At 38.6% G+C, this 23,748-nt stretch carries 14 protein-coding genes and 1 pseudogene; 6 read left to right on the top strand and 9 right to left on the bottom strand.

Annotated elements, in window-relative coordinates; all coding sequences use genetic code 11:
* Positions 1 to 303 precede the first annotated feature (303 nt).
* The 6 genes from VYM24_RS09085 to VYM24_RS09060 form a co-directional block, all read right to left on the bottom strand.
* Entirely contained in the window at positions 304 to 1,041 is a 738-nt protein-coding gene (locus tag VYM24_RS09085) for a DUF3823 domain-containing protein (RefSeq protein ID WP_330941989.1), read from the bottom strand.
* A 19-nt stretch (positions 1,042 to 1,060) separates the two neighbouring features.
* Complete coding sequence (locus VYM24_RS09080) at positions 1,061 to 3,106, bottom strand: RagB/SusD family nutrient uptake outer membrane protein (protein WP_291551364.1); 2,046 nt, start codon at positions 3,104 to 3,106, stop codon at positions 1,061 to 1,063.
* Positions 3,107 to 3,124: 18 nt separating this feature from the next.
* Positions 3,125 to 6,295 (bottom strand): SusC/RagA family TonB-linked outer membrane protein, encoded by a 3,171-nt coding sequence (locus tag VYM24_RS09075; protein WP_330941988.1) that lies wholly within the window; start codon positions 6,293 to 6,295, stop codon positions 3,125 to 3,127.
* Positions 6,296 to 6,675: 380 nt separating this feature from the next.
* A complete protein-coding gene (locus VYM24_RS09070; protein ID WP_299092480.1) occupies positions 6,676 to 7,248 on the bottom strand; it encodes a hypothetical protein in 573 nt (190 codons plus the stop codon).
* Positions 7,249 to 7,364: 116 nt separating this feature from the next.
* The gene (locus tag VYM24_RS09065) at positions 7,365 to 8,882 is read right to left on the bottom strand and encodes an MGH1-like glycoside hydrolase domain-containing protein (protein ID WP_299092478.1); all 1,518 of its coding nucleotides are present in this window, start codon (positions 8,880 to 8,882) and stop codon (positions 7,365 to 7,367) included.
* 175 nt (positions 8,883 to 9,057) lie between these two features.
* Positions 9,058 to 11,577: an AfsR/SARP family transcriptional regulator gene (locus VYM24_RS09060; protein WP_330941987.1), complete on the bottom strand. Its 2,520-nt coding sequence runs from the start codon at positions 11,575 to 11,577 to the stop codon at positions 9,058 to 9,060.
* 202 nt (positions 11,578 to 11,779) lie between these two features.
* Here VYM24_RS09060 and VYM24_RS09055 point away from each other — a divergent pair, with 202 nt between their 5' ends.
* Positions 11,780 to 13,255: a sialate O-acetylesterase gene (locus VYM24_RS09055; RefSeq protein ID WP_330941986.1), complete on the top strand. Its 1,476-nt coding sequence runs from the start codon at positions 11,780 to 11,782 to the stop codon at positions 13,253 to 13,255.
* 31 nt (positions 13,256 to 13,286) lie between these two features.
* Complete coding sequence (locus tag VYM24_RS09050) at positions 13,287 to 15,350, top strand: alginate lyase family protein (protein ID WP_330941985.1); 2,064 nt, start codon at positions 13,287 to 13,289, stop codon at positions 15,348 to 15,350.
* Positions 15,351 to 15,465: 115 nt separating this feature from the next.
* Here the strand turns inward: VYM24_RS09050 and VYM24_RS09045 are convergent, their stop codons facing one another.
* Positions 15,466 to 18,693, bottom strand: coding sequence for a glycoside hydrolase family 2 protein (locus tag VYM24_RS09045; protein WP_330941984.1), 3,228 nt, complete (start codon positions 18,691 to 18,693; stop codon positions 15,466 to 15,468).
* A 201-nt stretch (positions 18,694 to 18,894) separates the two neighbouring features.
* On the opposite strand from VYM24_RS09045, the gene VYM24_RS09040 reads away from it, so the two are divergent.
* A complete protein-coding gene (locus VYM24_RS09040) occupies positions 18,895 to 19,464 on the top strand; it encodes a Crp/Fnr family transcriptional regulator (protein ID WP_299092469.1) in 570 nt (189 codons plus the stop codon).
* A 75-nt stretch (positions 19,465 to 19,539) separates the two neighbouring features.
* Positions 19,540 to 20,388, top strand: a complete 849-nt coding sequence (locus VYM24_RS09035) for a 23S rRNA (adenine(2030)-N(6))-methyltransferase RlmJ (protein ID WP_299092467.1) — start codon at positions 19,540 to 19,542, stop codon at positions 20,386 to 20,388.
* Positions 20,389 to 20,650: 262 nt separating this feature from the next.
* On the opposite strand, the gene VYM24_RS09030 is transcribed toward VYM24_RS09035, so the two are convergent.
* Complete coding sequence (locus VYM24_RS09030; protein ID WP_291551354.1) at positions 20,651 to 21,001, bottom strand: DUF1622 domain-containing protein; 351 nt, start codon at positions 20,999 to 21,001, stop codon at positions 20,651 to 20,653.
* Between the two features lie 167 nt (positions 21,002 to 21,168).
* Between VYM24_RS09030 and VYM24_RS09025 the strand changes: the two are divergent.
* Positions 21,169 to 22,221 (top strand): annotated as a pseudogene (locus VYM24_RS09025) (rhamnogalacturonan acetylesterase); the annotation flags it as partial.
* 278 nt (positions 22,222 to 22,499) lie between these two features.
* On the top strand, positions 22,500 to 22,748 hold the full coding sequence (locus VYM24_RS09020) for a hypothetical protein (RefSeq protein ID WP_330941983.1): 249 nt from the start codon (positions 22,500 to 22,502) through the stop codon (positions 22,746 to 22,748).
* Between the two features lie 105 nt (positions 22,749 to 22,853).
* Here VYM24_RS09020 and VYM24_RS09015 read toward each other — a convergent pair whose 3' ends face one another.
* Positions 22,854 to 23,726: a mechanosensitive ion channel family protein gene (locus VYM24_RS09015; RefSeq protein WP_291551352.1), complete on the bottom strand. Its 873-nt coding sequence runs from the start codon at positions 23,724 to 23,726 to the stop codon at positions 22,854 to 22,856.
* Between the last annotated feature and the right edge of the window lie 22 nt (positions 23,727 to 23,748).

Raw genomic sequence — 23,748 nt, 5'->3', positions numbered from 1 at the left:
TTTTAAATTATGTTATGTTGCCATGATAATCAGCTTCGATATAAGACGCATATCCCTTTATCAGATTTGTAACCGACAAATAGAACAAAATGAGCCGCTTCGTATCATGTATATACCCTCCTCGTACTTGCTTCGTACCTGCTTCGCTATTTTTAGTTGCGTATAGAAGCGAAGAAAGTACGAACTGGGTATATCACAAAAGAGCTTCTGACCAAAAGCAGTATTAAAATTTTGTTCAAAAAAGAAGGAGAGCACTTATTACGGAAACAAATACCCTCCTTACTTACCTACCTACTTATTTAATCAATTCAATTTCAGATCGATTTTCTTGATATCAGTAAAGTTATACTTCTTGTAAGTGTCGTTACAGCACGCACCTACTCTTACCCAATAGGTATTGGAATATTTAATAGCAGCTTTAGAAGTTAACTCGATAGTTGTGCCCTCCTGATCATTAATTATTTTCACAGAACCGGGAGTATAATTTCCGTCAGATTCTGTTCCACAATACTGCGTATGCGAAATATACAATTGTATGTTGTTTACATCAGGCATAGCAATTCCTTCTTTTGCTATTCTCTTAAATTTCACTGCACATTTCAAAAAATTATCAGAAGTCAAGTAAGGTTCTGTAACCCATTCTACTTCCAGATAAGGAGTAACAGTAAAGTTACGTTCTGCCATTTTCCCGTTCTTCAGTTCCACCGTTTCTCCTTCTGCATCATAAGGATAAAATGCGCCTTCCAACGGAATCATACGGTAGGTACCTGCAAACAGTTTAGAATTGGAATATGAACCGTCCTGCCTCATATTGAGGTTCTGATTCGTCACAACAATCGATTCATCACCACCCGCATAACTCAATTCCGTAATCTGTATCTTCATACTTCCCTGTCCCATAGCTGTTTGCAGAGGTTTACCATTATGGTCTAAGACCTGCCCGAAAACACCAGCTTCCGGTGCATCATAATTATCCTTTTCACACGATGAAAAACCTAAAACTAATGCAGTAACTAACAGCAAATTAAATATCTTTTTCATACTATTTTCCTTTTTCTAATTAATACTGATTATTTTGCTCAAGTAACGGATTTACCTTACGTTCACCATCAGGAATCTTATCATAGTAATTTTTAGTAGCAAATGTCAATGAGTTATTAGCTCTTTCACAAACACGGGTGTCAAAAATATACTTACCCACCGGATTGCCAGCTTCATTTACTGTTGCTCCTTTGGCAAACAAGAATGGAGACAGCATTCTGCGGCGATATTGATAAATCTGTGAATCGAAAGTAAACCAACGACGCAGATCCCAATAAATTTTATGCTCGAAAGCCAATTCTTTATAACGTTCTACACGAATGATATGCATACCTTCATTCGGAGCAAATACAAACGAACGGATACCTTGTCCACGTTCAATACCATCACGTGATACATTGGATAATTCTGCAGGGCTGGTCAGCAACTCAGCACCAGCTCTTGAGCGTATCTTATTGATACATTCGTAAGCATCCTGTTGCAGATTTTTTTCATCAATACTAGTAACACCATTCTGGTAAAGTTCCAATGCAGCTTCGGCACGATTCAATAATATTTCGGCATAACGAATATCAATCCAAGATTGTGTGGAACTATGCAACTGTGTTTCGGCAATAGTCCAGTTCAAATTCAACCATTTAGCTCCATGAAAGCCTGTCAATGTATTACTCGTTCCACCATTAGCCGGACCATCCATTCCACTTTTATTAAGTTTCGCACCTGTAGAAGTCTCATAAGGCTTTTGTTCTTTTATATTCTCGGTTGTTGTCAAAACGTTATTCTTGAACCAAGCATTACTTGTATAATTGGCGGTAGTCTGTCCATCATCCTTTATAAATTTGGCAATAGGTGTAGACGGATCAATCTCCTCCTTTATTATACCAAAACGAATATCCAATTCAACTCCTTTATAAGTATGTCCAGGTAATAAGATAGAGCCTCTTAAACGAGGTTCTGCATTGTCTAATAAGTCTTTAACATCATTGTAAACAATATAATTACCATCGTCATCCGTTGTTTTCAAGTACCCTGTTGCAGGATCAATAGGCAGACCATCAAACAGTTCTACCCAATCCAATGTTACATTATAACGGTCACCATACGTTGCGGTCATACGAGGCGGACAATATACAGCATCAAAACTATGAACAAAGTCATTTTTACTATACTGCCGGATAAGAATAGATTCATCACTTTTATCAGCATTCGCAAATACCTCACGGAAGTTGGCTTCTTTATCAGAGTTTCCTTCATATAACTTATAACCACCTTCTTCTACAATTTTGGATGCTTTATAAGCTTGCATAAAGTAATCGTTTGCTCTTCCTTCAGGAATACCAGTAAGCATTTTGCCACTTTCACTTCCGGAATAATTAAATGCCTGTCCATAACGGGCAACAGAGCCAGCATACAAAGCAACACGCGACTTGAAAGCTGCTGCTACATAAGTATTATTTGCACGGCCTGCCACTTTGGTTTTACCTAAATTCTCAATGGCATAATCTAAATCCGAAAGAATAAAGTCTATACACTCTTCATGACTGCTACGCGCTACCCACAATGCCTTTTCATCATCAGTCATTTCCTGTGGTGTTTCCAAAATAGGTACACCGCCATAGCGTTTTACCATCGCAAAATAAACATAAGCCCGAATAAACTTTGCTTCAGCAATCCATGATTCAGCACCTTTCAACTTTCCCACATATGCAGGCAAATTAGCAATCAGATCATTAGCCTGGCGAATCGTTTTGTAGCCCATACTCCAATATCCCTTTTGGGGAATATAAATACCTGTATTGTTACGATTTACAGTTTCACCCGTGCTGAGCATATCCCAAATGATGCAATTCCAGTTATAAAAACCATTGTAATCACCATCATTTGACGTATTAAAATCTTCCATCGGCAACTGACTATACAAACCTGCCATATAGGCTGTAATACCACCTTCATTATATATATCTTCTCCCGACAGAATATTCTTAGGAGGAATATCCAAATCCTGGCATCCTACAAACATACCTCCTATAGCAACACACATCAATATATTTCTTAGCTTTTTCATACGATAATCTCCTTTTACTTAAAATGTAACACTTGCACCAAAGTTATATGTTCTATTCAACGGATACATATATCCATAGAGTTCAGCCGGTCTTTCCGGATCGACACCTTTCACACCTGTAATAGTGAACAAATTATATCCATTCATATAAATTCTCAAATTCTTTATACCTATGAATGACAAACAATTCTTCGGTAAAGTGTAACCGATTTCGGCTGTCTTCAGGCGCAAATAAGTACCTTTCTGAATAGAGAATTCAGAATTAACATCCGGAGTTGTACCACCATATGAATAATATCCTGAAATCCATTGGCAAGAAGGATCGTAGGGATCTTGCTTTGTATCAACTGGACGCCATCTGTCCAAGAACATCCCCAAAGCATTACCATTAAATTGCAAGGGGGCTGACAACTGTTCACCATAAGATACATAGGACATTGCAGCACCTTGGAAAGTCATATTAACATCAAAACCTTTCCATTGGGCAGAAAGAGTTAAGCCAAAGTTCATCAACGGATAATTTTTCTTATCCTGGAAATTAGCTGCAGTAGAATTAGTAGTTGTAGCAATAGGATATCTATCCATATCATCAATTGTACCATCACCATTCCAGTCTTCATAAATATAATCACCAGGAAGAGTTGCATTACCAGCAAATACATGAGAGTTAGCTATTTGTTCCCATGAGGTATAACGACCGTCTGCACCATAACCAAACCAAATGTCATTATAACGGTTAGTTAAGTTATTTCTCCAGTTATCATATGAGTTACCTGATGGGGTGCGTTCTTTGTAACGCCACATGGAACGAGTAATAGCAATGTTTCCAGAAACACTATAATTAACCTGCCCCACACGATTGCGATGTCTTAGTTCAACTTCAAAACCTTTGGTACGGTCACTCTCCAAATTCTCTTTAGGCATTGCAGCACCGAATGTTCCTGGAATAGTAGCAATACGATTAGCCATCAGGTTATCACGGTCACGCTGAAATAAATCAAAAGAAACCCCTAATAGGCCATTCCACAAATCAGCATCAACACCCACATTCAGAGTCTTAACAGTGTACCATGTAATATTAGGATTGGCTACCGCACGGAAACCTAATGAATTCATGAATGAACCATTGAAAAAATATCCTTTCGGAGTTTTATTAAATTTATCACCACTGGTATTCGGATAGTCATATCCGGAAATAAATTGATAATCAGCAACAGAGTCATCACCCATCTTACCATATGAACCGCGAAGTTTCAGGTTGTTAACAAACGGCAATTTATCTTTTATGAAAGTTTCTTCACTCATACGCCACCCCACAGAAGCACTGGGGAAAAAGCCCCAACGGCTATGTGACGGGAATTTGGAGGAACCGTCATAACGAAAGGCAAATTCTAACAGATAACGCCCTTTATAGTCATAATTAAATCTACCAACCAACGCCTGAGAAGCGCTTTCAGTCAATCCATTGGCATTAGCTGTACCAACTTGATTAGCTGAATTACCTGCAAATAAATAAGGCAAAGGAATAGAGAAATCACGAGCTGCACGAATGTTATCACCTACACTGTGTGCTTCTTCAAACAACAACAATCCAGATACATTATGATTTGATGCAAAAGTATTCTCATAGCTTACAGAAGCTTGCCACAAAGTAGTCCATGAATTGCCATAATAGCGTTCCAGATTAGTCGGTGACTGCATAGCATAAGCAGTATATGTATTAGTTGCTTCACTATAAGTATACTCATTATACTCTTTCTTATATATGGTATTATCAGCTATAGAAGTATCATAGCTGAACATGCCTTTCACCTTCAGACCTTTTACAAATGGCACAGCATATTCAAGTTCCATCGTAGACTGGAAGATTTTATTTGTTGCCTTATTATAACCGGAAACATCAGGATCTGTTGCTGCCAGAAGATTCAACTGGTCGGATGACATCTTTTGGAAATATTCCGGATTATCATTGGCATACAATTTCTCATTAGGACTTGCACGCCACAAAGCTTTATAAACCTCCCAAGTTGATAAGTACTGACGTTGTTTACTATCAATTATACCATTTATTTTAATTGAAGCCTTTAAATTCTTAGCTACTTCTGCATTCAAATTTGCACGAAGATTATAACGGTTATAATCCATTGCTTTTGACCTGAAGAAACCTTCCTGATCTGTATAACCGAAGTTTACATAATAATCAGTTTTTTCACTTCCACCACTCAATGAAACATTGTGTTGCTGCTGGGGAGCTGAATTACGAATTACCGCATCATACCAATCAGTAGATTTCAATGTTCCATTCAGATACTCTTCAATCTGCTCATCTGAATAAGTAAGCTGCGGATTTGTCAGATTACGCATTGACTTTTCATTAAATAGTCTCATACGGTCTACAGCACCTACAGGCTCCAACATTTCTGCCGGAGTTTGAATACCATAATACATATTGTATTCAATCTTTGGCTTATTCTTTTCACCTTTCTTTGTAGTAATCAAGACAACGCCATTAGCCGCACGTACACCATATATAGCAGCCGAAGCATCTTTCAAAACAGAAATTGATTCAATTTCATTCGGGTCCATACGTTGTAAATTGCCACAAGGAACACCATCAACTACGATTAGTGGAGAACCAAAACCACGGATATCAAACTGATTAGTAAATTCACCCGGTTCAGATGTTTTTTGAATTACACGAACGCCAGGAACCTTACCAGTCAACATATTCTGAGCATTTTGACTTTTGGTAGCAACTAACTCTTCATTAGTAATAGCAGACACAGCACCCGTCAAATTCACTTTCTTCTGAGTACCATATCCTACTACCACTACTTCATCCAATTGTTCAGAGTCTTCCTTTAAAGTAATTTTATAGCTGGTTTTGTTATCCACTGCCACTTTTTTATTCACATAACCAATATAAGAAACTTCCAATGTTGTTCCTTGAGGAACCGTTAGAGTAAAATTTCCATCAATATCAGTTATAGTACCTAATGACTTATTTCCAACTACAGTCACATTAGCACCAATAATTGCTTCACCCAATTCGTCAACAACCTGCCCGGATATACTTCGGGAAGTTTGTGCACGCATCGGAGTAAGCACCATCAAGAACATCATTAGCACACACCAATAAGTGTATTTGCTAACTTTCACAAAATTAGATTTGTTTTTCATGTGTTTCATAATCTCACTTTTAAAATTGTTTTTCATAAAAAATAACGTATCCTTTAGATCAAATAAGTAGGAAGGATGTGTCTTTGGTTAACTTGTATCTTTCATATGCATTTCTTTTAAAGTTATGTATTCTTTCAATTTACTTATCTTTTTTAAATTGTTATCCTAAATACAATCTTGTATTTTATTCTTAAAAAAAGAACTTATTATCGAACCTATTATTATCGTTTTGATATGGCAAAATTACATGCCTAAGATTAAAAATTGAGTGATATCACGCTTATCTGGTGCTTAATTTTGAATTAAATTAAAAGATTAATCGCTTCTTTGTTAATACATAGAACGATTGGGGAACAAACTTATGATCCAACTTTATCCATTGGAGGAATTTATTCATTTTGGAGCGATTTCGAATTCAACATCTTCAGAACTCTACACCTGCATCTTAAAGCAATCTTTACATCATTCAACCAGTCATATTGACCGACAGGATATGTATTCACCAATAAATTCATATCCTCCGAAACTTGTTCTATTTTTTTTAGTGATAAAAAAATACGTTCCTTCAAACCTTTAGGATGAAACTGCTTAGCTCTGACATAGATTCTGGAACCATAATATGCCGTGCATACAGCTTCATGCAAACATGCAGTCAAATAAGTACGATAAAATAGTTGGTATAAATCATTATATGCCGCAGATTCTAATAAAGGCTTTACCTTTTCTATTTCAGATACTGCTGCGGAAGCAAGTTTAACTCCATACTGTTTTTCCGTTAGAATATAATTATAATATACACTATCCATTTTTTCATCAGGTTCTATCCATTGATTATCAAAAACGGTCTTCACTTCAACAGCTAGCGGAGATGATAATGACTTAAAGTGTATAGGAGCAATATGGTTTATAATATCTTTCCAATAATAAAATGTTTTATTTATATCATGCTCAACATGGACCATAGGCGGATTAATCCACCTTCCAGACACATGCCTGCTATACCCCCATTTATTATTTTCATAATTCAGAGAAGAATGATCCGTTAAGTTTGTTCCTAAAGTATAAAAAACAGATGTAACTATATTATATGCATTTTGAAAAAGCAAGTGGGTGAAGTGCGATAATTAAATTTCAGATCTCTGGTAGAACGATTATAGTAAAATCCAGTCTTGCCATCCCACAACCCTGCTAAATTATTACGATAATATTCCGCGCGTTTTCTAAATTCGATTACATCTTTTTTATAGCCAAGTTCTTCCGCTATTAAAGCCAGATAATCACAATCCATGATGTATAAAGAAGACATACCTACATCATGCTGTTCCAGCAAGTGTTTTTGCTTATTAAAAGGAACCCCATCATACATTGGAGAATTATCCAATCCTGATTCCAAAACAGCACCATAGTGACAATCCGTATCAAACTCAGACCTGAAATAAGTAACCTTTTCATAAGGATTACTACCTAAGCATAATAACCCTCCATCCTCTCTATTCCGGCTCCACCAGCGATTCCAAGTTAGTAATTCTTTATATAATAACTCCAAGAACCATTTTTCTTGATATTGCTTATATATTGTCCAGACAGCCAAAGAACCAACAGGTGGCTGAGAACGATCTCTTGATTTAAAATTATTACTATAAAAACAGTTGGGTACAAATCCACGTTCAGTTATTGCTTTAGTTATCTCTACAGCATTTGCATAAGCCAATTCTTTATTACCAACAGCAAGCATCATCGATGCAAAGTAAGTATCCCAACAGAACAGTGTAAAACCACCAAAATCTTCACTGGCAAACCATTCGGAACTCCAAATCCGATTTACAGGAGTAATCACCCTTCTAATGCCAGGATCATATATATTATCCCAAGCCAAAACACTTTGCATGGCATTATAGCAATCATAATTTGCACCAAACTGTTTCTGATTAGAATTAATAAAATCCCGGGCACGATTATTAATAAAAGCAATTGCATCATCCAATCCCACATTTTCTCCGCAACAGATAGCAACCGGAGTATCTAAAGACAGAATAAACTCCCTTCCTTTTTTTTCCAGAAGTTTACCTTCTATAGAAGTTTTTATTTCAACAACTTTATCACGTGATGCCAATGTAAATCCTAAACTATCCACGCTAAGTGTATTGCCCCGTTTCCAAAGACTTTCAGGAATAACCACCAATCGTCCTCCTTTCTTCGTCTCAGTCAGTGGTCTGATTAGAATTACGTTTTTAAGTCCCATAGCAGCACTTTCTACCTGCAACTTATATCCTCTCCAATCTATGGTCATTTGAGTATAAGCTCCATCAAATGAATGAGGTCCCGGCTGCAATAATGGCGCCCCTTTAACTCTATCTCCGATTCTGAATTTCCTTACACGACTTCCATCTGTATCCATCATATTCAGGTCGACAGCAAAACCATAAGGAAGAAATACATGAGTCAGCACACTACGGGTATCCCAGGTGTTCCAACCGGAAGCCAATCGTTTTTGCAAATTCTCATATAATTCTTCAGGAGTGTTACCTGAAATGGCCTTAATAGGATAGATAAACAGACCTAATAAAAACAATCCTATCAACAAGTGCTTTTTCATAGTTTAAAGACTAAATTAGACATCAGTTTGACTTCTCTCATATGGAAGAGGAATACTTCCACGAATGCAAAATAAAAGCCTTAGTCTTAAAAAACAGAGCCATCCTTTATTAATTGGACATTAAAAAAGCGCTTAATTGTTATGATTAAGCGCTTTTTCTTATGTTTATAAATTATCATTTATATAAATTACATAAGAGGACCTTATATTCCTCTCCTAATGAATCTTTATACTCCTTACAGAAACGGTCATATACACTCTTTGCAATACCCTTTTTACCTTGTATAAAAAGAATAGAGCATTTAGCAGCCAAAGCTTCTTCATTCAGAGGATCATGCAAGAATAGGATATCAGCAATACGCAGTACTGTATCGTAATTATTACGTTGTACATCCAACAAATTCCTCAGCAAATCAATAGAAAGACTGGAATAAGAATCTTTAAATTCATCCAACCAATCAACAATGGTATTTGACAGCAACGGACCATACAATAAAATTTCCAATATCTGATTCAGAAGCTTATCATTCCCATGTTCACCATTTTCCTTAAATTGACGAATACAATCCAGCGCCATCCGATAATCACAAAATACTCCCTCATGCCATCTGATACACAGAAATCCCGCATCACTGACAACTTCCACATCACCTACTTTTTCTAACAATACACGCAACTTACGCAAAGTCACATTACGGTTATTACGAGCAGACTCCTCTTCTTTGTCCGACCACAGAATATCGGTAGCTTTTTTAGTCAAGATACCTTGCTTGTTCTTCTCTGTATAAAGCACCAGCAATATAAGCAAGCTTTTCAACCGTGGTGTAAAAGCTCCTGTTATGTCATTACCATCTTTATCACGAACATTAAATGTGCCCAACAAAGAGATTGCCGAACGACTGCGATCAAAATACTTTTCTGCCGCTGCAACCTCCTCTACCGTTTCATTAACAGGAAGAACCTCCACCTGAGTATTATCTTCTTTTGTATCTTCAAGTTCGACTTTCTTCCTGCTGTACTTTATCCGGTAAAAAAGGAATACTGATCCTCCCAATAACAGGATACCACATGAGCCCCATAACCACACCGTAGAAAAGTCCTTATTCGCCGTCTGCGCAATTTCATTATCATTCAACAAAGGAGTATTGATAGAATAAATAGCCACATCATGTGTACGGTCACTCAAAATTTTATCCATCACCAGATACAGTTTATGATGGGCAGGAGAGGAATAAAAGCTAAAATCACAATCCTGATGAACCAAATCATTACGAATAGGCTTCGATATCTCTACCCAAGCAGAATCATTCATGAAAACCTTCCAAAGGCTGCCTCCGTCTTTCAAACTAACAGCATAAAAAGAACTGTCCGAAGGTTCAAAGTACATGGAAGATGCCATCAACAACATATCTGTAGATTGTTTTTTCTTCCATACACTACGAGACTTTCCCGTTTTCAGATTAATGGCACACAACTCATAATAAAAATGAGCATTGAATTCTTGCTTTCCCTGTTTATTTCCACGACCACCAAAAATATACAGTTCATCGCCTACTATAGCTGCTGCAGATGAGTAACGAGGAGAAATAACAGGGGTATATGCAACTTCTTCAACCTGTTTCATACCCACTTTCAACCGATATAGGTTATTCCTATATTGGTAGAATCCATATCCTCCCCAAAAATAAAATGAAGAATCAGACGGACTAAACGTACGTGCATGGTTGTAGTAACGAGGCTCATCCAAATGTCTTTCATTCAGACTCCATTTCCCTTCATCGACAGACAAAGCTGAAACCAACTTTTCGTGTAAAGAATAAGACAATAACTGATTAGTCAGTGTATCATAAACCATGTGATCTGTATATTCCATAGCCGGATATCCCTCCACAATAGAGACCTCGTTCCGGTCACCGGAAATACCATTTAATATTTCTATTTTATTTTGTCGCACAAGATAGAATAAGGCATCACGGGCATTAAAAGCGACATCCAAACGACCTGATGTTTTCTCTGTATATATTTTCCGCCATTCAATATGATTATCAATGAGCCATGAAGGATAAGAAGCTAATGCCACAGCCCCTTCAACTTCATCAAGACAAACATCGCCATTATGCTTCCACAACTTCCAATATCTTATCAGTTCCCCATCCCGGATAATCTTTATATCCCTAATATTCATAGGAACTACATCTGCCGAGAAATATGGAGATTTTCCAAACGAAACTGTAATATCTTTGGTACCACGCAATGGCACTACCATCGTAGTGTCCCTACTATCATATTTCAAATCAATTTGATTCTCCTTTATATTAAGGTGTAAAGACACAGGAACCCATTTACCTTTTTCAATATTGGTATTAATAGCAAACATTCCCTCATTGAAAACGAGAGCTGGAAAATTCCTGTTATTATCACCTGCAGCAAAAACAAAATGAAGAAATTGATTTTCATTCGTACATAAATGAAGAATAGCCCCGAAATCAGGCTCATTACGAACCCACATTTGAAAATCAATAATAAACTCCTTCTCCACATAAAAAGGAGAGTTCCCATCAAGAGACAAAGAGGTGCGTTCATTGCCTGGCACAGAATGAGATTTGAAATGAAGGCCATAATCTGTAGAAGCCAACACCTTCATATTTCCCAATGAGAAGAAACATAATATCCAAATTAGCAATTTACTTTTCATAGTATCTCGTTAAAGAACACTCTGCAAAGGTATAAAAAAATCCCCCATAACAAATAAAGGACACGAGAATTTGGAATCTGAATTCAATTAAACCGATATTATGCGCAAATTAATAACAAATTAATCAGAGAAGTAATATCTCTGGTTTACTTTTGTTGCAAAGGACAAAAAGCTTGTTCTATCATCAAATTAAAACAGTATTATGGAAAAACTTTTTTTTAGTCACATGAAAGTAAAATCGTTGATTACTTTTTTACTATTAACACACTTTTTATCTGTCTCCACATTCGTAGGAGCCAAAGTACAATTACCCTCCGTACTTAGTAGCAACATGGTATTGCAACAACAAGCAAATATAAAGCTATGGGGAAAAGCCAAAGAAAACTCGTCTGTTACCATAAAAACATCATGGGATAACAGAACCTATAAAACAACTGCAGACAAGCAAGGAAAATGGTTATTAAATGTCTCCACACCAACAGCCGGAGGCCCCTATGAAATTACATTCAGCGATGGAGAGGCTTTAACATTGAAAAATATATTAATAGGTGAAGTCTGGTTCTGCTCCGGACAATCGAACATGGAAATGCCCATGAGTGGTTTCGACCGCCAACCCACTCAGGGCACAAACGATATCATAGCCAAAGCGAAAGCCTCTACCCCAATCCGCATCTACAACACCGATTCCAAAGATGGAAGATGGGTACGGCAATATAGCAAAACCCCACAGGAAGATTGTAAAGGTGAGTGGTTAGAGAATACTCCAGTCAACGTATCCCACACAAGTGCAACAGCCTACTTTTTCGCCCGATATATTCAGGAAGTACTGGAAGTACCAGTCGGTATTATTGTATCTTCTCTTGGAGGATCAAAAGTAGAAGCATGGATGAGCCGGGAAGCCATAAGCCCATTTAAAAGTATTGATTTAGCCATACTCGACAATGATGAACCTGTAAAAAACATCACAGATACTCCATGTGTACTCTATAATGGGAAAATAGCTCCTTTCACGAATTTCACCATTAAAGGCTTCCTTTGGTATCAAGGCGAAAGTAATCGTGACAATGCTAATTTATACCAAAGTCTGATGCCTGCTTTTGTCAAAGACTTACGCAGTAAATGGAATATAGGAGAACTCCCTTTTTACTTCGTAGAGATTGCCCCCTTTAATTATGAAGGGGCCGATGGCACCTCAGCCGCCCGCATGCGTGAAGTCCAACAACAAAATATGAAGGATATTCCTAATAGTGGAATGGTTACCACTCTGGATATAGGTCATCCGGTCTTTATCCATCCTACAGATAAAGAAACGGTAGGTAATCGCCTTGCTCTTTGGGCACTTGCCCAAACTTATGGACGAAAAGGATTCGGTTACGCCACTCCTGTTTATAAATCCATGGAAATATCAGGTAACAAAATATACATCAATGTGGACAACGCACAGCGTTGTCTTTGTCCTATGTGGACCCCACTCGAAGGATTTGAAATTGCCGGTGAAGACAAAGTTTTCTACCCGGCCCATGCTGAAATAGAAACCAAAACTACCCGTCTTGCCGTATCATGCGATAAAGTACAGCATCCGGTAGCCGTCCGATATGCTTATAAGAATTATACCCAAGCAAGCGTATTCAACATCTATGGTATCCCCGTAGCTCCCTTCAGAACAGACAATTGGTAGAACACTGATTAACAAAACAAAAGGAATGAACATGAGAAAAAGAATACTCTTATTAATATGCATACTGTGTACCTTAGTACACAGTATAGCAGCCCAACCGGAAAAGAGTTCTAACCCAGAGTTTCTAACCAAGGCTTTCGTGCATCCGGGCATGGCTCAAAGCAAACAGGACCTCGACTATATGCGCGAAATGGTAGTAAAAGGCATACAACCCTGGAAAACCGCTTTTGAGAATTTAAAGAAAAACACTTATTTAGATTTTATCCCCAAACCATTTGCTGAAATATCAGTAGGTCCCTATGGAACAAACAGCATAGGCGGACGTGAGTTTTCCGAAAGTGCAGAAACAGCCTATAACCATGCATTAATGTGGTATATAACCCAAGACAAAGCCTATGCGCATAAAGCCATTGAAATCCTGAATGCGTGGAGTTATGTTCTCCGGGGATTCGATGCAAACAATGCCAAGCTGAATGTAGGTTTATTCGGATATTACTACCTCAATGCTGCTGAAATTCTGAAACATACCGATTCCGGCTGGGCGCCCAAAGACCTGCAACAATTCACGCAAATGGTCCTTACAGTCCTTTATCCCACTATTAAAGGCTTCTTTACCGAAGCTAACGGTAACTGGGATGCATCCATGATTAGTACCATCATGTGTATCGGCATTTTTACTGATAATCACGAAATTTTCAACCGGGCAGTAGAAAGATTCTACCGGGGAGAAGGTAACTCCGGCATCACCCGTTATCTCTATCCGGGTGGACAATGCCAAGAGACAACTCGCGACTGGGGACATGTACAATTAGGTATAGGTGAATTTGCCAAAGCAGCACAAACCGCCGACACGCAGGGATTAGATTTTTATAGTGTAGCTGATGACAGGCTGGCACAAGGTTTCGAATATACAGCACGTTTCATGTTAGGAGAACATATTGATTTATTCGGAGTCTTTACAGACAGAGATAACGACAAATTCAGAGATATCTATGAATCCATATACCAGCATTACAAAAATACCAAAGGCCTATTACTGCCATATACCGAGAAAGCAATAAAACAACATACACGCCCGAAGTCATCAGTAGGTTTTCTGACGGCTGCCAAAGCTCCGCTTCCCAATGCTCCGGCAAAAACATCTCTTTATACAGGTTTCGATAAATTCCTGAAACCAACAGTAATCGGAGCTTTAAAAGGCAAATCAAAAAAACTTCCTGCCAACAGTATTTTTGTAAAACCGGGAGAGTCCATACAAGAAGCCATAGACTCCAATCAAAAGAGTGGCAAATGGATTATTTTGGAAGCAGGAGTACATACATTGAAAGCTCCTCTAAAGATATATAGTGGCACCCTCCTTGCTGGTCAGGGACGCGAAACTATAATCTTTCCGGCTCCACAAACAGAAACTGCAATCATTAATGGAGAAAATATTCTCTCTGACGTCACTATTCGCAATCTTCTGATAGAAGGTGCCACTAAAGTAACCGAAAATGCCGATCCTAATCACGACCGTCGTAGCCGCTCATATATGAACGCTCCCAGCCGGGAAGGCGTCATTTTCAAATCAAAAGAGAAAGATGGCATACAGAACATTACATTTGAAAATATTACCATACAGAATTTCACAAAAAACGGTGTAGCCATAGTTGGTGGAAAGAATATTCGTATTAACCAATGTGATTTCAGTGATAATGGTGCCAGCGTAGTGCCAGGTGCCGGTTTCCATCATAATCTTCATTTGTCATACATCACAAATTGTGATATAACAAGTAGTCGTTTCGATACCTCCCCCTACGGAAACGGTATAAATGCTACTTTCTGCCAGAATGTGAAAGTTATCAACTCAGAGATGGCCCGTAACGGACTCTCAGGCATACGATGTGCAGAAAGTAACCGGATAAGCATCAACAATAGTCTTGCTGAAGGTAACAATGAGCACGGAATATTCATTGAGAAGCAAATGAACCCTTGTAAAGACATTACAATCCATCAGAACACCGTACAAAATAACAGATATCGCGGTATTGATGCCCAAACAGCCATCCAACTAAATATCAAAGATAACAGAAGCCTTCATAACGGTAGAGAATAGTGAATAAAAAACAATCCAGTGCATGCCAATAATACGCATGCCACTGGATTGTAACACTGAACTTATCGAAAAAGACCCTATTAAAAACTATACCTTTCTAATCATTACCTATACATCATTTAGCTTCAGGATTAATATACATCACTTTCAAAGAAGAAAGGAATTCATTTCTGTTATCACATCTGAAGTTACCTGTGAATTCATTCTTATCTCTTTGTCCTATTTTTATGCTTATCTTATTCCAACCTTGCAACAAGGGCAGTTCTTTATAAGTAGCCTCATGCCTGTTTTGTGAAGCAGCAGCATACGCTTTGTCATTAATAGCGAGCTGGCATTCTCTTGCTTTCACAACCAAAGTCAGTTTCGGCATATTCGGTTCAATCAACAAGTCATCCAAAGGACGTGGACTAAATACATAGATATCCAAAGTCCATCCATCCGACATTTTCACTAACTTATCTTTTACAGCAGTCGGGAACATTAACTGGTTATCACGCAAAAAGAAAACTTCATTTGATTTCACCTCAATCTCATTACGGTCAATTCCGGCATTCTTCAAAATAACTCCCAATGTATTGTATCCCTTTTCTGAATTAGTAAACTCTTTCAGCGTGCTGATGTAAAAACAAGAAGCTCCATTCTGATATTTCACAAATACAGGAGTAGCTGCTGTACATTCGTACTCACTCCGTACCGTACTGGCCGTTTTAAGTTCCTCCGGACGTTTATTCCAAGCTCTCCAATCAGTCTTACAAGCATTCAGTAATACATCTCCTTCTTCCACTAAAGCGCCTGTCAGCGAGTATTCCGAGGCATCAGCTCTTTGAAGTTCGCAGAAATAGAAATCTGAATTATTCAAGCCACGTATCCATGATTTCTGAACCGGCAGGAAAGAAGAACGCTTAAGGTTATCCAAAGCCACCGGAAGAGGCAGAATCTCATTATACACATTCACAGTCTGAGGTGTCAATCCCCAAATCCAGACATCAGCACCTTTAGCTATATTAGCCAACATACTCTTCTTTTCAGCAGCATCCAAAGTATAAGTACCGTCCACAATATAAAGCATCCGTGCAGGAGCGGTAACTTTAGTCGCAAATTTCACACCTTGCGCATCCAGGATATTCTTCAGTTTACTGTTGTCTTCTCCAATGAAAACGACTTCTTTATATTTCTCTGCCGGAGTAGCGGCTGGCGCTTCATATTGTTTCTTGTCGATATTGGCATAAGCAGACCAACCAGGATGTCCCGGTGCATTGGCTGCACGCATAGCATCATACATAGGCCACGGATCATACAAAGGCAGACTTAGATCATATCCCGGATTAAACGTAGTGCAATAGGGACCTACACGTTCCGGTTGTACGCCCGGAACACCTTCTTTATATTCTGCGAAGAAGATACCATCCTTATTTATATCCGGTTGCGTAGTCATATCCCTTTTACCCAACGGCAGTGGTTTCAAGGAATACCATGCCATATTGAAAACCGTGCTATAAGAAGCACCCATATTACGTTGGTTAGCAAGCAGATGATAACATTCATTTGCCAGTCCTTCCATACGGCCCAGTTGAGATTCATAGGCTCTTTCACCATTATACTTGGCAACCTGCTCCGGCGTACCGTAGTAAGCCATACTATGTTCACCGATACCCCAAGGCTTACCGATTTCTACCCAATGTTTCATTGAGCCCATATCACCATAGTGCCCTACTGTAACCGGCAATATACCATCTCCGTCATCCTCACCATCAGCAGAAATCCACGGGCGAGTCGGGTCATTAGCACGCACAATATCCCTCCAGTCTTCCCAGGCTTTCTTCTGCTGAGGCATAAGCTCAGGCCGGTTGTAAACATGCAGAATCACCGGTTTATTCTCATTACTGATACTCCAGCCAAAGACAGAAGCATGGTTACGGTCTCTGAGTACAAAACGTCTCAAATGTTCTTTAGATGCCTCCCAAAAGAGCTCGGAATCCAGTTTCGGGCCACCATCACTCGCCCAGTTAGCTGTTTCGTTCAACACACAAATACCCATTTCGTCAGCTACATCCATATAGAAACGGGGATATATCTGTGCATGAGGACGAACTGCATTTCCATTCATACCCTTAATGGCAGTGAACCATGCCCACGCATATCTGCGCGTCATTTGCGGAATACCCATAAAGTGCCAGGAGTCACCTCTTAACTGATAAGGCTTACCGTTCAGACATTGTGTAGTACCTTGCAATGTCCATTCACGCCACCCGAAGCGCTCATACTTCACATCCAACGTTTGTTTCTTAGCTTGTAATGAGAGCAATACAGCATAAAGATTCGGTTGCTCGGGAGTCCAGAAATTTAACTCACCCGATACAGGAACCTGCAATACGACTTTAGTCGAAGCATTAGCAGGAATGGCAACTTTTACAGGAGCTACTTTCAAAGCTTCCTGACCAAGTTCCCATGCTGGTACAGGAGCAGAGTTTATATCTGTTCCTGCCAAATTCACCCACTCATTGATTTTACCTTGAATCTGTAAGTCAGCTTTCTTTTCCGTATTATTCTGTACAGTTACTTCCAGTTCAAGCATATTTTGCGAAACCAAGGGTTTCACATATACATCTTCCACATGTACTTTGGGCAATGCCAGCAAATATACATCCTGCCAGATACCGGCAATATGATATCCCCACATAGAACCGGCAGGAACAATGCGGCGACCAATCGTAGAGTTGTTTTCAAACAAAGACTGGCTGCGAACTCCCACCCATACTTCAGCTGTTTCACCAGCATTCACTTTATCCGTAATATCTACACTGAACGGAAGGAAAATATCAAAATTCTCTCCCACCTTCTCCTTATTAATATAGACTTCAGTATATCCGGATACAGCCTCAAAATAAAGTTTTATCTGTTGACCATCCCAATCAGTAGGAATCGCTATAGTTTTCTTCATCCATGCCATTTTCACTTGCTCCCATTCTTTCGGATAAGACGGATAATTGCGATGGTCGGGACCTTCCACATTTCGGTTGGCAAAGGAATTAATATTCCAGGGAGAAGGTATTTTTATACGAGTTTTGCTCCAAGCCCCTTCTTTAGGCAACGGCAGTTCCGGTGCTACTCCTTTACCTTGCACATAGCTACCCGGCAAAACCACAGGTTGGAAGTCCCAGTAACCATTCAGGCAAACTTCTTTCCTATACTCCTTTTCTGTCTTATTTACAAGACCCTCACTTGGTGCAAACGGGAAATTATACACCAATTTACCATCGCTTGATGTAGTTTGCCCCCCTACCTTTCCCGGTAGTAAGAACAAAGCTGTCAGCAAGCTTAATAAAATTGCATTTCGTTTCATTTAAGCATACTATTAATTAGGTATTAGAAATATTTATTTTTTTATTTGCAAAGTAAACAGGACAGCATTAAAAAGTTAGCCGAAACAATATTAATATTGAATTAAAAATACATTAATTTTCCATATTTCAGCACTTTTCGATTAATAGATGATTATTTCTGTAATCTTTGTACCTTTGCCATATGTACTAATACAATAGCTATGGACAAATTTAACATAAAAGACAGTCACCCTAATATTTCCAGACTCGAAAAATTATTTCTGGAAGAAGGGGTACTTACTAAATTCAAGAAGAATGAATATCTGGTACGGCAAAATGAAAAAACAAATCAGATAGGTTTTATCAAGTCCGGGATGTTCCGCTTATCACATATAGATGCAGACGCCAATGAATGGATTGTCGGTTATAGCTTCGTAAACGATTTCGTCTGTGACTATCCTTCTTTTATAAAACAGACAACTTCTACGGCCAATATACAGGCTACTACCGAATGTGAAGTTTATCTTCTTAGCTTAAACCGACTTAATCAATTCTGGGAAACAGACATGGATACCCAACGATTAGGCAGGCAGATAGCCGAAACCATGTTTGCCGAGATATACCAACGCTTATTAGGCTTCTATTGCAATAGTCCCGAACAACGTTACCAGTCATTAATGAAACGATGTCCTGATTTACAAGAAAAACTTTCTTTAAAAGAAATAGCCCAGTTTCTCGGTATTACCCCCGAAACCCTCAGCAGAATACGAAAAAAACAACTGTATACTTAAAAGTCTTGACTTTGGTCAAGGCTTTTATCTTTTATATAGCCTAATATTGCTGCCATAAACATTAATCATAAAAATATGGCCACTTATACTCATTTCGGGAAACAAGCTGATGTATTTAAGCATCTGGTACTCTGTGAAATTCTTCAAATAGAAAAGCCACTAATGTACGTAGAAACAAATTCGGCATCTGCCATTTATCAAATGTCACATACTGTGGAACAGCAATATGGTATTTATCATTTTCTGGAAAAAGCCAATAAGGAAAAGTTTCTTAGAAATTCTATTTATTATAGGCTGGAAAGTATAGAAACGGGAAAAGGAAATTATTTAGGATCTCCGGCTTTAGCTATGAATATATTAGAAAAACAAGCGTCCCAATATATCTTCTTTGATATTGAAAAGGATGCTTTAGAAAACATAGAACTTTACGCCAGGCAAATAGAGTTAGAAACACACATTCAAACATATCATACAGATTCTCTCGAAGGAGTTATAAAACTGCTACCCACGCTTCCCAAATCTTCTTTTCTTCATATTGATCCTTATGAAATCGACAAAAAAGGAATATCTGGAATAAGTTATTTAGATATATTAATAAAAGCCACTCAGGCAGGCATAAAGTGCTTGTTATGGTATGGTTTTATGACTGAAGATGACAAAATGTACATCAACCAATATATCATAAACAGACTCAAAGAAGAAGATATTAAAGAATATACTTGCGTTGAGCTAATAATGAATTCAATAAGGAAAGATACGATTATCTGTAATCCGGGAATACTAGGTAGTGGCATCTTAACTACAAATTTATCTCAAGAATCCAATGCCACGATTTTGGAATATAGCAATATGTTAGTCTGCACCTACAGCAACATTAAATATAAGAATTACGATGGAGAATTGTATAGAGACAGGATAAAGTAAACATATCAACATAAAAAAAGGCTATCTATCCCAAACAGCCAATCTTTTGTTAACCTTAAATCTAATACTATGAAAAACACATTGCAAAGATACGGACTTTGAGGATATCTCCAAATTTTCAGGTCCATACAGGGGCATTTATAACATGGTTTAATAGAATAAAGGAAGTTGTTAACTATTTAGATTCGTTATGTTAACAATTAACACAATTCAGATAATATGTTAAAGAAGGGATCTAATAATGCTTTTTACTTCCCAAGAATCATTGCTCTTTTTCACCTTCAGCCTCCAAATCTTTGATTTCTCTATTTAGAAAGACGGATAAGATAGTTCTCAGAACTACTATACCACCCAAAATTGCCAGTTCATTCAAAGTTGGTTCCAGTACGGTTTTTAAGATATCTGATGCGATAAGAAATTCAAGTCCAAGTAGCAAATAAGTTCCGAAAGTAGCCCGTAACTTCCGGATATTGGTAGTTGAGTACTTGCCCGTGAATCTTTTGAATTCATTGACCAGAAAAGAAATTATCCCAATTAATGCCCCATAAGTGACGATGAGAAGACTTGTCACACTGATTATAGTGGCTAATGCATTTAAGAAAGCAGTAAGCATGTCGATTGAAGTTTATTAATATAACATCGTAAAAAGCTTTAATGTTTGAATTTTAAGGAAATCCCACTCAATTGCACAAAAAGACAGCAATTCTGAATGATATTCCATTCGCAGAGACTCAGATTTCACCTATTTTTGCACAAACAAAGAATTAAGGTTATAGAAAGATGAATAAACACACATTTTACAGCTATCTGATTTTAGGAATGGCATTCGCTTTTGTTTTCTCGGCACAGGCTCAGAATAAGGTATCTGCACCGATGAAGGATGCCAACCACGTGATTGACAATACACTGGACAGTTTGAATAAGGCCCGTACAGCAAGACCTGTGGCCGGTTCAAGCCGAAAAGGAAATAATCCCGTTTTGTTTTTGGTGGGTAATTCTACCATGCGTACCGGAACCTTGGGAAATGGGAATAACGGTCAATGGGGCTGGGGATATTATGCCGGTGATTATTTCGAATCAGACCGGATTACCGTAGAAAACCATGCATTGGGAGGAACAAGTAGCCGTACGTTCTACAACCGCTTCTGGCCGGATGTGATAAAAGGGGTCCAAGCAGGCGATTGGGTGATCATCGAGCTGGGACATAATGACAACGGCCCTTATGACAGCGGACGCGCACGCGCTTCCATACCGGGAATCGGTAAAGATAGCCTGAATGTAACCATTCAGGAAACCGGAGTGAAGGAAACTGTATATTCCTATGGAGAATATATGCGTCGCTTCGTGCAGGATGTAAAGGCGAAAGGCGCCCACCCTATCCTGTTCTCACTGACTCCCCGCAATGCTTGGGAAGATAAAGACAGTACAATTATCACACGCGTCAACCAAACTTTCGGCCTGTGGGCCAAACAAATAGCCGAAGAACAAGAAGTACCTTTTATAGACCTGAATGATATCACCGCCTCCAAATTTGAGAAATTCGGCAAGGAAAAAGTGAAATATATGTTCTACTTAGACCGTATCCACACCAGTGCCTTCGGGGCAAAAGTGAATGCAGAATCTGCAGCTGAAGGTATCCGGAACTATAAAGGATTAGAGCTGGCCAACTATTTGAAACCGGTTGAGCAGGATACAATTACCGGTTCCAGCCGGATAGAAGGATGCCCGGTGGTATTCACTATCGGTGACAGTACGGTAAAGAATAAAGATGATGATAAAGACGGTATGTGGGGATGGGGAAGTGTAATAACTGAGATATTTAATTCAAAGAAGGAATGCCCTGTTTTTGTCTATATACTATGGGAATTCATTGCTCTGGGATGAATATGCTGCTGCCGGTTCTACAGAGATGAAGTTTGTCCCTATGGTGGTACGTCAGTTTCCCCTTGATGGGAACGAGCGTTTCCCTTAATGGGAACGACAGTTGATTGACTTTTAGTATATTAAAGCTATTAATTCCTCTCTGAGTTAAAAAAGGAATTAATAGCTTTTGTATGAACTAACCGTTCACAGCAGACGTTATATCAATAGAACTTTAAATACCAATGATCATGGAAAAGTATCTGATTCATAGTAATGAGTTGCATTTCATCAACAAGGAACGCATTCATAAGGAAGTAGAGAAAATGGTAGAGTCATTAGACATGGCAGCAGGTTCCACCAAAGGATTCGACCTGTATACCGTAGTAGAAAGTTATTTCACTGATCTAGAAAAGCGAAAGGAAATCAATCGCTTACTGCATATAGAGAAAGATGAATGTGAAGCCATAGAAGAAGAACTCGGAGTATATGAAATGTGATTTACAATAAAAACTATCACGAGTATTAACCGTAAATGAATAAAGGGCATAACAACAATTTGTCATGCCCTTTATTCATTTACGGTTATCAATTCCAGACTACTATCAATCCTTTGCCTGATGTACCGTCAGTTGTGGGAAAGGGAAACCGATACCCTCCTTATTGAATACAGAGTAGACGGTCTTGTTCATATCGAAATAAACTCCCCAATAATCCTCACTCTTCACCCAGGCACGGATAATCACATTCACGCTACTGGCATCCAGTGCATGAAGGGCGACAAAAGGAGCCGGATCACTAAGAATCCGCTTGTCTTCGGCAATGATACGACGGGTCGTTTCTTCCACCTTATCAAAATTTTCGCCATACTCCACACCGATTATCCATTCTACACGACGGGTAGCTTCACGACTGTAGTTAGTCACAGTACCACTACTCAACGCACCATTCGGGATATAAATAATCTTATTATCACCGGTAGTCAGAATCGTATGGAAAATCTGAATCTCACGAACCGTACCCGTGATGCCTTGGCTTTCAATCAAGTCACCTACTTTATAAGGACGGAGCAGCAATACAATCAAACCACCTGCAAAGTTCTGCAAGTTACCGGATAATGCCATACCGATAGCCACACCGGCGGATGCCAGCAAGGCAGCAAATGAAGTCGTTTCTACTCCTAATTTACCGATAACGGCAACAATCAATAAGATAGTCAGCAAAATGTTCACCAGACTCTTTACGAAACTTTGGATACTAGCATCCACATGCCGTTTAGACAACAATCGGGCCACCATTTTATTAAGGAAAGATATCAGGAAACGTCCTACAATGAAAATCAGCACAGCGCCAATGATATGACCACCCGCATTTACTCCCCAGTCTATCAGTTGTTGGAGAAAGACTTGCAATTTACTAAAACTATCTTCTACAACAGTTTCGGCAGCAGGAGCCGCCGCTTGTAATAATAATAACATAATATTTGTTCGTTTGAAGTTA

This window comes from Bacteroides sp. MSB163 (genome assembly GCF_036416795.1).
Lineage (GTDB): Bacteria > Bacteroidota > Bacteroidia > Bacteroidales > Bacteroidaceae > Bacteroides > Bacteroides maternus.
Note: the sequence above shows the minus strand (reverse complement) of the source record. Positions and strands in the feature narration are given on the sequence as shown.